The organism is Amycolatopsis sp. cg13 (assembly GCF_041346965.1).
Classification (GTDB): domain Bacteria; phylum Actinomycetota; class Actinomycetes; order Mycobacteriales; family Pseudonocardiaceae; genus Amycolatopsis.
This window is the reverse complement of sequence record NZ_CP166848.1, coordinates 5,180,224-5,194,202: the sequence shown is the minus strand read 5'-3', so window position 1 is coordinate 5,194,202 and position 13,979 is coordinate 5,180,224. Positions and strand designations below refer to the sequence as shown.

Annotated in this window: 15 protein-coding genes; 8 read left to right on the top strand and 7 right to left on the bottom strand. The window is 70.1% G+C overall.

From position 1 onward, the window contains the following. Both ccsB and AB5I40_RS23920 read left to right on the top strand, forming a co-directional pair. Entirely contained in the window at positions 1-1,002 is a 1,002-nt protein-coding gene (ccsB, locus tag AB5I40_RS23925) for a c-type cytochrome biogenesis protein CcsB (RefSeq protein WP_370932311.1), read from the top strand. 85 nt (positions 1,003-1,087) lie between these two features. Further along, a complete protein-coding gene (locus AB5I40_RS23920) occupies positions 1,088-2,356 on the top strand; it encodes a MinD/ParA family protein (protein ID WP_370932310.1) in 1,269 nt (422 codons plus the stop codon). Positions 2,357-2,364: 8 nt separating this feature from the next. On the opposite strand, the gene AB5I40_RS23915 is transcribed toward AB5I40_RS23920, so the two are convergent. Beyond that, the gene (locus AB5I40_RS23915; RefSeq protein WP_370932309.1) at positions 2,365-2,550 is read right to left on the bottom strand and encodes a hypothetical protein; all 186 of its coding nucleotides are present in this window, start codon (positions 2,548-2,550) and stop codon (positions 2,365-2,367) included. Between the two features lie 169 nt (positions 2,551-2,719). Next, positions 2,720-2,932: a BldC family transcriptional regulator gene (locus AB5I40_RS23910; RefSeq protein WP_009072010.1), complete on the bottom strand. Its 213-nt coding sequence runs from the start codon at positions 2,930-2,932 to the stop codon at positions 2,720-2,722. A gap of 362 nt (positions 2,933-3,294) precedes the next feature. Here AB5I40_RS23910 and AB5I40_RS23905 point away from each other — a divergent pair, with 362 nt between their 5' ends. Genes AB5I40_RS23905 through AB5I40_RS23895 form a run of 3 tightly spaced genes read left to right on the top strand, consistent with a single transcriptional unit; the run spans position 3,295 to position 5,143 of the window. Further along, the gene (locus AB5I40_RS23905; protein WP_162834336.1) at positions 3,295-3,768 is read left to right on the top strand and encodes an Lrp/AsnC family transcriptional regulator; all 474 of its coding nucleotides are present in this window, start codon (positions 3,295-3,297) and stop codon (positions 3,766-3,768) included. Positions 3,769-3,779: 11 nt separating this feature from the next. After that, on the top strand, positions 3,780-4,070 hold the full coding sequence (locus tag AB5I40_RS23900; protein WP_037818858.1) for a DUF4229 domain-containing protein: 291 nt from the start codon (positions 3,780-3,782) through the stop codon (positions 4,068-4,070). Continuing rightward, on the top strand, positions 4,067-5,143 hold the full coding sequence (locus AB5I40_RS23895) for a PLP-dependent cysteine synthase family protein (RefSeq protein WP_354746215.1): 1,077 nt from the start codon (positions 4,067-4,069) through the stop codon (positions 5,141-5,143). Before AB5I40_RS23900 ends, AB5I40_RS23895 begins: the two co-directional genes overlap by 4 nt. On the opposite strand, the gene AB5I40_RS23890 is transcribed toward AB5I40_RS23895, so the two are convergent. After that, positions 5,121-5,768, bottom strand: a complete 648-nt coding sequence (locus AB5I40_RS23890) for a TetR family transcriptional regulator (protein ID WP_370932308.1) — start codon at positions 5,766-5,768, stop codon at positions 5,121-5,123. The genes AB5I40_RS23895 and AB5I40_RS23890 overlap by 23 nt on opposite strands. Positions 5,769-5,872: 104 nt before the next feature. Between AB5I40_RS23890 and AB5I40_RS23885 the strand changes: the two genes are divergently transcribed. Further along, positions 5,873-7,312 carry an aldehyde dehydrogenase gene (locus AB5I40_RS23885; protein WP_370932307.1) on the top strand — a complete coding sequence of 480 codons (1,440 nt, stop codon included), beginning with the start codon at positions 5,873-5,875 and terminating at the stop codon, positions 7,310-7,312. 369 nt (positions 7,313-7,681) lie between these two features. Here the strand turns inward: AB5I40_RS23885 and AB5I40_RS23880 are convergent, their stop codons facing one another. Further along, on the bottom strand, positions 7,682-8,350 hold the full coding sequence (locus AB5I40_RS23880) for an alpha/beta fold hydrolase (RefSeq protein ID WP_370932306.1): 669 nt from the start codon (positions 8,348-8,350) through the stop codon (positions 7,682-7,684). An 88-nt stretch (positions 8,351-8,438) separates the two neighbouring features. On the opposite strand from AB5I40_RS23880, the gene AB5I40_RS23875 reads away from it, so the two are divergent. Next, a complete protein-coding gene (locus AB5I40_RS23875) occupies positions 8,439-9,209 on the top strand; it encodes a helix-turn-helix transcriptional regulator (RefSeq protein WP_370932305.1) in 771 nt (256 codons plus the stop codon). Here AB5I40_RS23875 and AB5I40_RS23870 read toward each other — a convergent pair. Genes AB5I40_RS23870 through AB5I40_RS23860 form a run of 3 tightly spaced genes read right to left on the bottom strand, consistent with a single transcriptional unit; the run spans position 9,206 to position 12,200 of the window. Continuing rightward, a complete protein-coding gene (locus tag AB5I40_RS23870; protein ID WP_370932304.1) occupies positions 9,206-10,075 on the bottom strand; it encodes a 1,4-dihydroxy-2-naphthoate polyprenyltransferase in 870 nt (289 codons plus the stop codon). The genes AB5I40_RS23875 and AB5I40_RS23870 overlap by 4 nt on opposite strands. A 47-nt stretch (positions 10,076-10,122) precedes the next feature. Next, positions 10,123-11,262, bottom strand: coding sequence for an o-succinylbenzoate--CoA ligase (gene menE, locus AB5I40_RS23865; RefSeq protein WP_370932303.1), 1,140 nt, complete (start codon positions 11,260-11,262; stop codon positions 10,123-10,125). Positions 11,263-11,276: 14 nt separating this feature from the next. Continuing rightward, positions 11,277-12,200: a 1,4-dihydroxy-2-naphthoyl-CoA synthase gene (locus tag AB5I40_RS23860; RefSeq protein WP_037818864.1), complete on the bottom strand. Its 924-nt coding sequence runs from the start codon at positions 12,198-12,200 to the stop codon at positions 11,277-11,279. 93 nt (positions 12,201-12,293) lie between these two features. Between AB5I40_RS23860 and menD the strand changes: the two genes are divergently transcribed. Then, entirely contained in the window at positions 12,294-13,970 is a 1,677-nt protein-coding gene (gene menD / locus AB5I40_RS23855) for a 2-succinyl-5-enolpyruvyl-6-hydroxy-3-cyclohexene-1-carboxylic-acid synthase (RefSeq protein WP_370932302.1), read from the top strand. Positions 13,971-13,979 lie beyond the last annotated feature (9 nt).

Here is a 13,979-nt window from a genome sequence, read left to right as displayed (position 1 = left end):
ATGGAAATCAACGAGACTCTCTCGCAGTACAGCGACCTGCTGTACACGACGACAGTGGCGATTTACGTGCTGGCGCTGCTGTTCACGCTCTTCGAGCAGGCCTTCGGGGCCAAGGGCCGGCTCGCCGCCGAGCGCAGCCGCAAGCGTGTGCTGGTCGGCGCTGGCGGGCCCGACACCAACGACGCCGACGACGCCAGCATCGAAGACGGCGACGCACCGGTCGAGCCCGAGGCCCCGCGCGCGGTCGGCCGCGCCGAGCGGATCGGCCGGATGGGCGCGGCGCTGCTCGTGCTGGGCGCGCTGCTGCAGCTGTCGGCGATCGTGCTGCGCGGACTCGCGGTGCACCGCGCGCCGTGGGGCAACATGTACGAGTACGGCATGGCGGTCACCTTCATTACCGTCGTCGCGTGGCTCGTGGTGATCAAGAAGTTCCCGGTCCGCCACCTCACCGGCTTCCTGCTGCTGCCCGTCGTGATCCTGATGTTCATCAACGGCACGATGCTGTACACGGTGGCCGCGCCGGTCGTGCCCGCGCTGCAGTCGTACTGGCTCGTGATCCACGTGTCCGCCGCGATCATCGGCTCCGGCGTGTTCCTGGTGCCGGGCGTCGCGAGCGTGCTGTACCTCTTCCGCTCCGCGCACGACCGCGACCCGGCCAAGTTCGCCAAGTTCGGCCCCAAGCTGCCCGCCGCCGACGTGCTCGACCGGATCGCCTACCGCGCCACGATCGTGGCGTTCCCGATCTTCACCTTCGGCGTGCTGTGCGGCGCGGTGTGGGCCGAGGCCGCGTGGGGCCGGTTCTGGGGCTGGGACCCGAAGGAGACCGTCGCGTTCATCGCGTGGGTCATCTACGCGGCATACCTGCACTCCAGGGCCACCGCGGGCTGGCGCGGCACCCGCGCGGCGGTGATCAACATCGTCGGGTTCGCCGCGACGATCTTCAACCTGTTCTTCGTCAACCTGGTGACCGTCGGACTGCATTCCTACGCCGGAGTGAGCTGAGCCGGGGGTCCACCGCCCGGACCGGGCCTCGGGCGACTACCGTCGTCGCCAGGGGCCCTTCGACGTACCCGGGAGGTTGGCAACGGTGACCGGACCCAGTGAAGAGACTGCCGGGGAACAGCAGTCCGAGCAGGCCCAGGAACCGGCTGCCATGTTCTCCGAGGAACGCACCGACTCGACGCCGCACCCCGGCACCGGGCCGTACGACGCGCAGCCGACGCAGGTCGTCGACCCGCCGCCGCAGGGCGCGTATCCGCCGCTGCCGCAGCCGGGCGGGTACCAGCCGCACTACGACCAGAATCTGCCGCCGCTGCAGCCTCCGGCGCAGCAGCAGCCGTATGCCCCTCCGGGCGGGTACCAGCCGGTCGCCCAAGCTGGCACGCCGGTTCCCGCTCCGGGTGCCGTTCCCTCCGCTCAGGGACTTCCGCAGCCTGCGTCCGGCGCGGACGAGCTGGCCACCGCGCACCTGGTGAAGCAGCAGAAGCGGACGCCGCAGTCAGGCTGGCGCAAGGCGGTCTACTTGGGCACCGGCAAGCTGCTCAACCCAGGGGAGAGCCCCGCGGACACGCGCCGGCGCGAGCTGATCGCGCGGGTCAACCAGCCGCTGCGCGGGTGCTACAAGATCGCGATGCTGAGCCTCAAGGGCGGCGTCGGCAAGACCACGACGACGACCACGCTCGGCGCGACCTTCGCGTCGTTGCGCGGCGACCGCGTCGTGGCGGTGGACGCGAACCCGGACCGCGGGACGCTGTCGCAGAAGATCGCCATCGAGACCACCGCGACCGTGCGGCACCTGCTGCGGGACGCGGACAAGATCACGCGCTACAGCGACGTCCGGTCGTACACGTCGCAGGGGTCGAGCCGCTTGGAAATCCTGGCGAGCGAACAGGATCCGGCGGTGTCGGAGGCGTTCTCCGAGAACGACTACCGGCGCACGGTGAACCTGCTGGAGCACTTCTACAACATCGTGCTCACCGACTGCGGCACCGGTTTGATGCACTCGGCGATGAAGGGCGTCCTCGACGTCGCGGATTCGCTGGTGGTGGTGTCGTCGGGCTCGGTCGACGGGGCGCGCAGCGCTTCGGCGACGCTGGACTGGCTCGAGGCGCACGGCTACGGCGACCTGGTGAAACGGTCAGTCGTGGTGATCAACTCGGTGCGGCCGAAGGGGAGTTCGGTCGATCTGGACAAGCTGGCCGCGCACTTCGGAGCGAAGGTGCGGTCGGTGTGCCGGATTCCGTTCGATGCGCATCTGGAAGAGGGCGCGGAGATCGAACTGGAGCGCCTGGGCGGGGACACTCGGCTGGCGCTGTTGGAACTGGCGGCGACTGTGGCCGACGGATTCTCTTCCTGAGCCAGCCGTCAGGAGTCGTTGTCGTCGGTCGGGCGGTTTCGCTGCTGTTCGGAGAGCTTGCGCAGGAATTCGGGATCGTCGTCAGGGGCGACGGCCGGGCGGCGCTGCGGGACGCTGATCCGTTGCGCGCCGAGTGCCCGCCACAACAGAACGGCAATGGTGATGGCGCCCACCGCTGCGAGCAAAGGAATCATGCCCGGTCCCTTCCGTCGTGCTGGCCACCCAGGTTAGCCGCAATTCGGCTGAACGGGGGGACGGGACGGCGCGGCAGGCTCGGAACGCGGCGAAGGGTCGTGACCGGCAAGCGATGCGGGAGGCACCCCTTGCCACTCACGACCCTTCGTCGTCTGCGTGACCCGCGGATCAGATCTTGCGGGTCGGTTCGCTGGCGTCCGTGGTGAGTTCGGCCAGCAGGTCGTTCACCTCGGACTCGCGGAACCGGCGGTGTCCGCCCGGCGTCCGGATCGAGCCGATGCGGCCCGCGGTGGCCCAGCGGGTCACGGTCTTCGGGTCCACCCGGAACAGAGCGGCCACCTCACCCGGGGTGAGCAACCGTCCGCCCATGGTTGCGGTCATTTTCCGCCTCCTTAACGCCCTACTTGCTATACCGGGGGCATCGGGCGATTTCGCCCTTCGCGCCCGGGTGGCCAACGCGGCAATCGTGGCACTTCACCCGTCGGGTACTCGAACGGTTGTCCTTGGGTAAAGAGCCCTTAAAGTGCAAAAGGGACATAACTCAGCAGATTCTCAGGATCGCTCAGGACCTGTTCGCGCCCCGCTGACCAGGCATTTTCCAACCGGCTGCGCCGAGATCCGGGTAAAGACCAGGCAAAGGCCGAGTGCGGGCGCTGTCGACCGCCGAGGTTGCTGTGACGCAGGAGACAATCCGGGACCTACCGGGATGAGCCGGTCGCGGGCCCGCGCCGCATAATGGGCCGGTGGATCAGCTGGACCGGAAGATCATCGCCGAGCTGCGGGCCAACGGCCGCGCTACCTACGCCGACCTCGGCCGGACGGTGGGGCTCTCCGCGTCGTCGGTGCACGAACGCGTCGGAAAGCTCGAGGCGGCGGGCGTGATCACCGGGTACCACGCGATGGTCGACCCGAACACGGTCGGCCTCGGCGTCACCGCGCTGGTCGGCATCCATCCCACCGACACCGCCACCGACGAGGACGTCGCGACCTCGCTCGGCGAATTGCCCGAGGTGGAGAGCTGTTACGCGGTCGCGGGCGACGAGGCCTTCGTAGTAAAGGTGCGGGTTTCGACCGTCGACGAGCTGGAGCTCACCCTCGGCAGGCTGCGCCGCATTCCCGGCGTCGGCCGCACCAATACGACAGTCGTGCTCTCCACCCGGTTCGAGGGCCGCCCCAACAACGCGGGCCTGGACGAAGACTCGCCAAGCGGGGCGTAGCCTGTTTCGGTGTGAGCGAGACACCGGACCACCTTCCCCGTGACCTGACGGTGTACTTGATCGCGCGGTTCGCGCTCGTCGCGGTGGTCGCGGTCGTGCTTTCGCTGGTCGGCGTGCCGCTGCTGGTCTCTTTGCTGATCGGGCTCGTCGTCGGCCTTCCGCTCGGCCTGCTGCTCCTGCGCGGCCTGAACCAGCGCGTGACGGCCGGGCTGGCCAAGCGCAACGAATCCCGCGCGCGTGCTCGGGCCCAGCTGCGGTCGCAGCTGCGCGGCGAGACCTCGGCCGACGATTCCGCGGCATGAGCAAACCACACAGCCGCGCCTGGGTCCGGGAAGCCGTCCGGATCATCGAGGCCGACGCCAACCGCAGCGCCGACACGCACCTGCACGTCTTCCCGCTGCCCCCGGAATGGGGCATCGACCTTTACCTGAAGGACGAGTCGGTGCATCCGACCGGCTCGCTCAAGCACCGGCTCGCGCGCTCGCTGATCCTGTACGGCCTGGTCAACGGGCACATCGGCCCGGACACCGTGCTGGTCGAGGCGTCCAGCGGCTCGACCGCGGTGTCCGAGGCGTACTTCGCGCGGATGCTCGGTCTGCGGTTCGTGACCGTCGTGCCGCGGCGGACGAGCAAGGAAAAGATCGCGCTCATCGAGTTCTACGGCGGCGAATGCCATTACGTCGACGCGGCCCCGGCGATGTACCCGGAGGCTGAGCGGCTGGCCGCCGAGTGCAACGGGCATTACCTCGACCAGTTCACCTACGCCGAGCGCGCGACGGACTGGCGCGGCAACAACAACATCGCCGAATCGGTGTTCGCGCAGATGCGCGCCGAGCGCCACCCGGTGCCGTCGTGGATCGTCGTCGGCGCGGGCACCGGCGGGACGAGCGCGACGTTCGGCCGCTACGTCCGGTACAAGCGGCACACCACGAAGATCTGCGTGGTGGACCCGGAAAACTCGTCGTTCTACGGCGCGTGGGAAACCGGTGCGCCGGACTACGCGACCGGCATGCCGTCGCGGATCGAAGGCATCGGACGGCCGCGCTGCGAACCGTCGTTCGTGCCCGGCGTGATCGACGAGATGTTCCAGGTGCCCGACGCCGGTTCCCTCGCGGCGATCCGGTTGCTGCGCGACCGCACCGGCCACTGGGCGGGCGGCTCGACCGGGACCAACCTGTACGGCGCGTTCCAGCTGATCTCGCGGATGCTGGCGGACGGCCAGGCGGGTTCGGTGGTGACGCTGCTGTGCGACGGCGGCGAGCGGTACGCGAACACGTACTACTCCGACGAATGGCTCGGCGAGCAGGGGATCGATCTTGCGCCGCATCGGGCGCGGTTCGACGAGTTCCTGCTCACTGGCCGATTCGACGCCTGACCTCCTGGTAGCCCAGCGTCAGCACGACGATCAACCGGCGCAAGCGGTCTTCGAAGTCGAGGCGGGAGCCGGCCAGGCGCGGATCCTTGATGGCTTCCCGGACGGCTTGGTTCGGGTGCGCCAGCGGCCACATTCCCGCAGTGAACATGAAGATCGCGGATGACAGTTCTTGCGCGGTCTCCGCGGAAAGACCTGGCAGCGCGGCGTGCAGCAGGTCAGCGGTGCGGGCGTTGTGCTTCGCCGACCGGAGCTTGTAGTCCCGCGCGATCTCCGTCGAGACATTCCGCTCCAGCACGTTCGCCAGCACGCTGATCAGTTCGCACAGCACCGGTCGCGTCGCGAGTGAACGGGCGAGGGTCGCGGCGACCTCCGACAGGTCGCCTTCCAGGGTGAGCGAATCGAGCCACGCGCCGCGAGCGCGGTCGAGCACTTCCAGGTAGACGGCCTCCCGGGTGGGGAAGTAGCGCGCGACGTTCGACGCCGACAAGCCCACTCGCCGGGCCAGTTCGCGCATGCTGATTTCGCCGACGGACGACTCCGTCATCAGCTCTTCGGCCACATCGAGGATCGCTTCGCGGCGGGCTTCCACCTGCTCAGGGCTGCGGGCGCGCTGGAACTCGGACACGCCTCGAAGTGTAACAGGACACTGCTCTCTTGATAAAAGGACAGCGTGCTGTTAGCTTCGAGAACAAGAGAGCAGTGTTCCGTTAACTTGGACAGGAGATCCCGATGCGCACCTACGACCAGCTCTTCCTCGGCGGCCGGTGGACCGAACCCGCCACGACCGACACCTTCGAGATCCGTTCGCCGCACGACCGGGCGCTGGTGGGCACCGCGCCGAAAGCGTCGGCGGCTGACGTCGACCGTGCGGTGGCGGCGGCGCGGGGGGCGCTCGAACCGTGGGGCAGAACCCCGCTGGCCGAGCGGCTACGGCTGGTCGAGCGGTTCAACGAACTGCACGCCGCCCGCGCGGACGAGATCGCCGAGCTGATCACCGCGGAGAACGGCTCGCCGAGCTGGTTCACCGGCTGGACGCAGCACAACCTCCCGGAGCGCACGGCCGCGTGGCTCGAGACCGCGCGCGAGTTCTCTTGGGAGGAGACGCTGACCGACGAGGCGGGCAACCGGACGATCGTGCGCGCCGCGCCGGTCGGCGTGGTGGCGGCGGTGATCCCGTGGAACTCGCCGCATTCGGCCGCGCTGGTGAAGCTGATCCCGGCGCTGCTGGCGGGCAATCCCGTGCTGCTCAAGGCCGCGCCGGAAACCGCGCTCGACGCGATGGTGCTGGCGGAGATCTTCGAGCAGGCCGGTTTCCCCGAGGGGGTGGTGAGCGTGTTCGCGGCCGACCGCGACGTGAGCGAGCACCTGGTGACGCACCCCGGCGTGGACAAGATCTCGTTCACCGGCTCGACGGCGGCCGGACGGCGGATCGCGTCGCTCGCCGGGCAGCAGCTCAAGCGGGTCGGGCTGGAGCTCGGCGGCAAGTCCGCGGCGATCGTGCTCGCGGACGCGGACCCGAAGACCGTCGCTGAGGGGATCCGGACCGCGACGTTCGCCAACAACGGCGAGATGTGCGTGGCCCACACCCGGATCTTCGCGGCGCGCGAGCGGTATGCCGAGGTCGTGGCCGCGCTGGCGGAAATGGCCGACGGACTCGTGGTCGGCGATCCCGCCAAGCCGGACACGTTCGTCGGGCCGATCGTGCGCGAGGACCAGTACGAGCGAGTGCTGTCGTACCTGCGGCTGGGCGTCGAGGAGGGCGCGCGGATCGCGGCGGGCGGTGCCGAGCCGCTCGCGGATCCCGAGCTGGCGGGCGGGTTTTACGTGCGTCCGACGGTGTTCGCCGACGTCTCGAACGACATGCGGATCGCGCGCGAGGAGATCTTCGGGCCGGTGCTCGTGGTGATCCCGTTCGACACCGAGGAGGAAGCGATCCGGCTCGCGAACGACTCCGACTACGGGCTCAGCGGCGGCGTGTGGACCGCCGACGCGGAGCACGGCATCGAGATCGCGCGGGCGGTGCGCACGGGCACGTTCCACGTCAACGGAGCGCCGCGGCATGGGAACGCGCCCTTCGGCGGGTTCAAGGCCAGCGGGGTCGGCCGCGAATACGGCTCGCACGGGTTGGCGGAGTTCGTGGAGTGGCAGGCGATCGCCGCGGGTCGCTAGAGCGACCGTGCTCAGTACCGCCAACGCCAGTCCCGCTCGGGCCAGCATCGCTCGGGCCAGTCCCGCTCGGGCCAGCATCGCTCGGGCCAGCATCGCCCGGGTCGTTATCGCCCGGGCCAGCATTGCCCGGGTCGGCATCGCCAACCCAGCATCGCCCAGGCCAGTCCCGTCCTGGTCGGCCCCACCAGGCCAGCATTGCCCGGGTCGGCATCGCCCAGGTCAGCATCGCCATGCCGGTGTCGCGCAGGGCCGGGATCAGTTCCCGGCCCTTGCCGCCACCGCCCGACCTCCCTGATCCGCTTCAGCCGAATGGCTCGGCGAGCAGGGGATGGACCGGCGAGTTCCTGCTCACCGGCCGGGTTCGAAGGTCTAGTCGTGCAGCAGTTTCGCGACGCCTTCCGGGTCTTCGCGCATGGCGTTGTGGGCGGTGCGGAGAACGTGGACCTGCCACTGCGGGTCGGCTTCGAGCCGGTTCCGGAGTTCGGTGAAGGGCGTGCCTTCCCAGCCGGAGCAGTAGACGAACTCGCGCCGGGGAACCTTGGCGAACTCCCCGGTGAGCCGGATCGTCTGGAGCAGCGAAGCGAGCGGATGCGGACGGCGGCGGGCATCCCGGCCGTCGCGTTCCGGCGGACGGACCGCGTATCCGGTGTCCGCGGCGCCGGCCACGAATGCCTGCCGGTACGCCTCGGTGGTGGAGGACCAGCACGATTCGCCGTCACGAGGCACGTAGGCGTCGAGATGCACTACCCGGGAGACCCGGCCTCCGGCTCGGTCGGCCGCGGCGGCGATCACCAACCCGCCGTAGCTGTGGCCGACGAGTGTTGCGTCGGTGATGTTGGCTCGGTCGAGTAGTGCCAGTACGTCCTCGGCGTGGGTGTCGAGGTTGGCTCCCGCGACGGTCGCGGCGTCGTCGTCCGGCCGCAGACCGGTCAGGGTCAGGGCGTGCACGGTGTGTCCCGCGCGCTCCAGCAGCGGCACCACCTCCTCGAAGACCCAGCCGCCGTGCCAAGCGCCGGGGACGAGAACGAACGTCGACATGCATTTCTCCCTTGAGCCGCAACGGAATCTCTCGGGAGAAAGCCTTTCAAGAACTCCGCGTGGCTTGTTAACGCTAGAATGCCATCTGATGCCTGTTCCCCGCCAAACCACTTCCTACCTGTGGCCCTCCGGCGGCAGGCATCTCTGGCCGTCCGGCGAAACCAGCGAGCTGCAGTCGCACGAGCGGGGACATCTGGTCTACGCGGCCCGCGGCGTTCTTGTCGTGCAGACCGAGTACGGCACGTCGCTCGCGCCCGCCAACCGAGTCGCCTGGACGCCCGCCGGGTTCCCGCATTTCCACCGTGCCCACGGCGACACCGACATCCGGATCGTCTTTCTCGAGCCGTCCTTGGCCCGGCTCATCTCGGACCGGCCGGCCGTGTTCCGGACCTCCGGCCTGGCCCGCGAGGTCTTGCTCGCGCTGACCGGCCCCCGCAATTACGAGGGCTCCGGCTACCGCGGCTCCGCACTCGCCCGCCTACACCGGGTCCTCGTCGACGAACTCCGCGAAGCACCCGACCCGCCGCTGCAATTGCCCGCGCCGCAGGACGACCGGCTGCGGGCGATTGCTGAGCGGCTGCACGAGAATCCTGCGGACAACGCCACGCTGGCCGAGCTCGGGAAGTCGATCGGAGCCAGCTCACGCACCCTCAGCCGGCTGTTCCACGACGAGCTCGGCATGACCTTCTACGAGTGGCGCACCCAGCTCCGCATCTACCACGCGCTGGTACTGCTCGCCGACGGCCACGACACCGTCCGCACCGCCTATGCCTGCGGCTGGGCCAATCCCAGCGGCTTCATCGCGGCGTTCACCGCCGTCATCGGGACCACGCCGGGCCGCTACCGCAGCGGTCGCTAGAGCGCCAGCGCGACCGCGCTCAGCACCGCCCACGCCAGCATCGCCATGCCAGTGTCGCGCAGGGCCGGGATCAGCTCCCGGCCCTTCCCGCCACCGCCGACGGCCTTGATCGGCTTCAGCAGCAGCGGCGCGGTCACGAACGTGATGAACAGCAGCGGGTGCCAGACGCCCATCAGCACGGTGAGCGCGTACGGCACCGTCACCAGGGTCAGGTAAAGCTTGCGCGTGCCGCCGTCGCCCATGCGGGTCGCGAGGGTGTGTTTGCCGGACTCGATGTCGGTGGGGATGTCGCGGAGGTTGTTCGCCACCAGCACGGCCATCGAGAACGAGCCGACGGCCACGGCGCAGCCCAGCGCATCCCAGCTGACGCGACCAGCTTGCACGTAGACCGTGCCGAGGACACCGGCCAAGCCGAAGAAGACGAAGACCGCGAGTTCGCCCAAACCGTAGTAGCCGTAAGGCTTTTTGCCGCCGGTGTAGAACCACGCGCCGAGAATGCACAGCGCGCCCATCGCGAGCAGCCACCAATACCCGCTCAACGCGACGAGCGTCAGGCCCAGCACGCCGGCGAGGCCGAGAGCGGTGAGGGCGGCGCGCAGCACGGCCTTCGGGTTCGCCGCGCCGGAGCCGACGAGACGCAGCGGGCCGACGCGGTTTTCGTCGGTGCCGCGGATGCCGTCGGAGTAGTCGTTGGCGAAGTTCACGCCGATGATCAGCGACAGCGAGACCAGCAGCGCGAGCAGCGAACGCCACCAGGAGAACGCGTCGAGCGCGATCGTCGCCCCGACCCCGGCCACGACCGGCGCGATCGCGTTCGGCAGCGTCCTCGGCCGCGCGCCTTCGATCCACTCACTGACTGTCGCCATGGGGTCCATTCAACGCCATGCGATCTTCACCCGTTCGGTGAACCCGTTCAGCGCGTTCGGAGGGCGGCGACCACTGCCTGGCGGTCGATCTTTCCCGGACCGCGCAAGGGGAGCGCGTCGGCGAACTCGATGCGTTTCGGCGTCGCGGCGGCACCCATCTCAGCGCGCACGGCGGCTCGCAAAGCGGCCTCGTCTGCCGAGGCCACCACCATCGCGACCACCGCCTCGCCCCACTGCGGATCGGGAATGCCGACGACACATGCATCTCGCACCCCGGGCTGGGCGCCGAGCAGGCGTTCGATCGCGGCGGCGGACACCTTGACCCCGCCGGTGTTGATCACGTCGTCCGCACGCCCGAGCACCTCGACCCGGCCGTCCGGCAGCAGGCGGCCGCGGTCGGAGGTACGGAAAGAGCCGTCCCGGAACGACTCTGCGGTCAGTTCCGGCGCGAGACGGTAGCCGTGCGACAGGACCGGGCCGGAGATCCACAGCCGCTCGTCGGCGTCGGGTTCCACGCGGACGCCGTCGAGCGGAATGCCGTCGTAGACGCAGCCGCTGGCGGTCTCGCTCATCCCGTACGAGGGAACGATCCGCACACCTTCCTCGGCCGCTTGCGCGCGCAGCTTCGGCGAGGTGGCGGCGGCGCCCAGGATGATTCCGTCGAACGCCTTCGCGGCGGCCAGGCCAGCGCCCCCGTCATCGAGAAGCCGGACGAGCTGGGTCGGCACAAGCGCGGTGTAGCGCGGGCCGTTTTCCGCCAGCACGGGCGCGGCCGCGGCGGCGAACTCGTCCGGACGGAAGCCGACGCCGGTGAGGAACGCCGGTTTCGTGCCTGCCAGCCGCGCCCGGATCAGCACCTGCAGGCCGCCGATGTAGTGCGCGGGCGTAGCGAGCAGCCAGTGCCCGGGGCCGCCGAGCCGGGCGTGCGTGGCCGTCGCGGACGCGGTGAGCGCTCGCGGCGACAGCAGCACTCCCTTCGGCGCTCCGGTGGACCCGGACGTGGCGATCACCACGGCGGTGTCCGGCTCGACCGGCTGCTCCGGGGCCATCGCCTCGAGCAGCGCCGGGGCCGACGGATCCGCCGAGTTCAGCGGCAGCACCGCCGGACCGCCGTCGAGGGCAGCCGCCAGGGCCGCGTCGAGGGCGGTCAGCGCGTCGGCGCTGCCGTCGAGCCACACCACGTGCACGGCGAACGACCTTCTCAGTAGTAGTACGGGTAGTCGGACCAGTCCGGGTCGCGCTTCTCCAGGAACGCGTCGCGGCCTTCGACGGCCTCGTCCTGCATGTACGCCAGCCGGGTGGTTTCGCCGGCGAACAGCTGCTGCCCGACGAGCCCGTCGTCGATCGCGTTGAACGCGTACTTCAGCATCCGCTGCGCGGTCGGCGACTTGCCGATGATCGTCCAGCCCCATTCGAGCGCGACCCGCTCCAGCTCGGCGTGCGGAACGACCTCGTTGACCGCGCCCATCCGGTGCATCTGCTCAGCGGTGTAGTCGCGGCCGAGGAAGAAGATCTCCCGCGCGAACTTCTGTCCGACCTGCCGGGCGAGGCCCGCCGAGCCGTAGCCGGCGTCGAACGAGCCGACGTCCGCGTCGGTCTGCTTGAACCGCGCGTGCTCGGCCGAGGCGAGGGTGAGATCGCACACGACGTGCAGCGAATGCCCGCCGCCCGCGGCCCAGCCGGGCACCACGGCGACCACGGGTTTCGGCATGAAACGGATCAACCGCTGCACCTCGAGGATGTGCAGCCGGCCCGCCCGCGCCGGGTCGACCGTGTCCGAGGTCTCCCCGCTCGCGTACTGATACCCGGAGCGTCCGCGAATACGCTGGTCACCGCCGGAGCAGAACGCCCAGCCGCCGTCCTTGGGCGACGGGCCGTTGCCGGTGAGCAGGACGCACCCGACGTCCGAGCTCATCCGGGCGTGGTCGAGCGCCCGGTAGAGCTCGTCGACGGTGTGCGGGCGGAAGGCGTTGCGGACCTCCGGACGGTCGAAAGCGATCCGGACCACCCGTTTGCCGGAGCGGGCGTCTCGCGAACGGTGGTAGGTGATGTCGGTGAAGGAGAACCCTTCGACCTCGGACCAGGCGGCGGGGTCGAACAGCTCGGAAACTCGGGCGTCATCCACGTTTGGGAGAATAGGACCTGTGGACATGATCGCTGTGCCGGACGCCGCTGCCGGAGAGGGCCGGCCGGACGGCGCTCAAGCGGAGGTCTGCCGGTGAACCCCTCCACCGCGCAGGCCAGGGTCATCGTCGACGAACTCGTCCGCAACACCGTGTCGCACGTGGTGTTGTGTCCAGGATCTCGCAACGCGCCGCTGTCCATCGCGCTCTACGACGCCGCCGCTTCGGGACGGCTGAAGCTGCACGTCCGCATCGACGAGCGCGGCGCGGCGTTCCTCGCGCTCGGCATCGCGGCGCGCACCGGTCGTCCGGCGGCGGTGGTCTGCACCTCCGGCACCGCGGCGGCGAACTTCCACCCGGCCGTGCTGGAGGCCGACCGGGCGGGTGTGCCGCTGATCGTGCTCACCGCCGACCGTCCGCCGGAGCTGCGTTCCGCGGGCGCGAGCCAGGTGATCAACCAGTACGAGCTGTACGGCGATGCGGTCCGCTACTTCGACGAGCTGGCCGTCGCCGAGCGCCGGGCCGGGCAGAACTCCTACTGGCGCAGCCAGATCTGCCGCGCGTGGAACGCCGCGTACGGCGAGTGGCGCTGCGGGCCGGTGCACCTGAACATCCCGTTCCGCGAACCGCTCGTTCCGGATCTCGACGATGACGGGCAGTGGTACGAATCGCTCGAAGGCCGCCCGGACGGCGAACGCTGGACCGAGCTGCCGGACTTCGGCGCGCTGCCCTCGTTCGTGGTGCCCTCGGCGCGGCACGGCCTGGTGATCGCGTGCGACACCGGCGCGCAGGCGGCCAGCGAATGGGCTGAACAGCACGGCTGGCCGGTGGTTTCGGAGACCGGCGGGCTAGGCCTGTCCGGCGCGACCGCGATGTCGTCCGGCGCCTGGCTGCTGGGCGTCGAGGAGTTCATCTCGCGGCACCGTCCCGAGCAGGTGCTGTGCCTCGGCCGTCCGACGGTGTTCCGGCAGGTGCAGAAGGTGCTGTCGGACCCCGAGGTCGAGGTGCTGCTGGTGCGGCCGGATTCGGACTGGCCCGCGCCCGCGCACAACGTCCGCCAGGTCGGGCAGTGGTTCGCCGAGCCGACGAAGCCCGCGGACCCGGAGTGGCTGGCGAGCTGGCAGCGCGCGGACGCCGCGGCCAGCCAAGCGGTCTCGACGGCGCTGGCCGCCGAGCCGTGGCCGAGCGGCGTGCGGGTCGCGACGGAGCTGGTCGACGCGCTGCCGGAGGGCGCGTTGCTGGTGGTCGGCTCCTCGAACCCGACGCGCGATGTCGCGCTGGCCGGGCGGCTGCGTCCGGACGTCCTGGTGCACCGCAACCGCGGCGTCGCCGGGATCGACGGCACGGTGTCGACGGCCATCGGCGCGGCCACCGTGCACCGCGCGCCGTCGTACGCGCTGCTCGGCGACCTGACGTTCCTGCACGACGCGTCCGGCCTGCTCACCGGGCCCGCGGAGCAGCTGCCGGACCTGACGATCGTGGTGCTGAACGACGACGGCGGCGGCATTTTCTCGCTGCTGGAGCAGGGTGCGCCGGAACACTCGGCGAGCTTCGAGCGGGTCTTCGGCACGCCGCACGGCGCGGATTTGGGCGCGTTGTGCGCGGGCTACCGGGTGCCGCACGTGGTGGCCGAGACGGTCGAAGAATTCCGTGCCGCGTTGCAGCCGGCACCGGGCCTGCGGGTGGTCGAGGTCCGGGTCGACCGGGCGCAGCACCGGAATCTCCACGCGCGGCTGAAGTCGGCGGTCGCGGAAGCGGTGGGGACGGTTTAACCGGCGGGG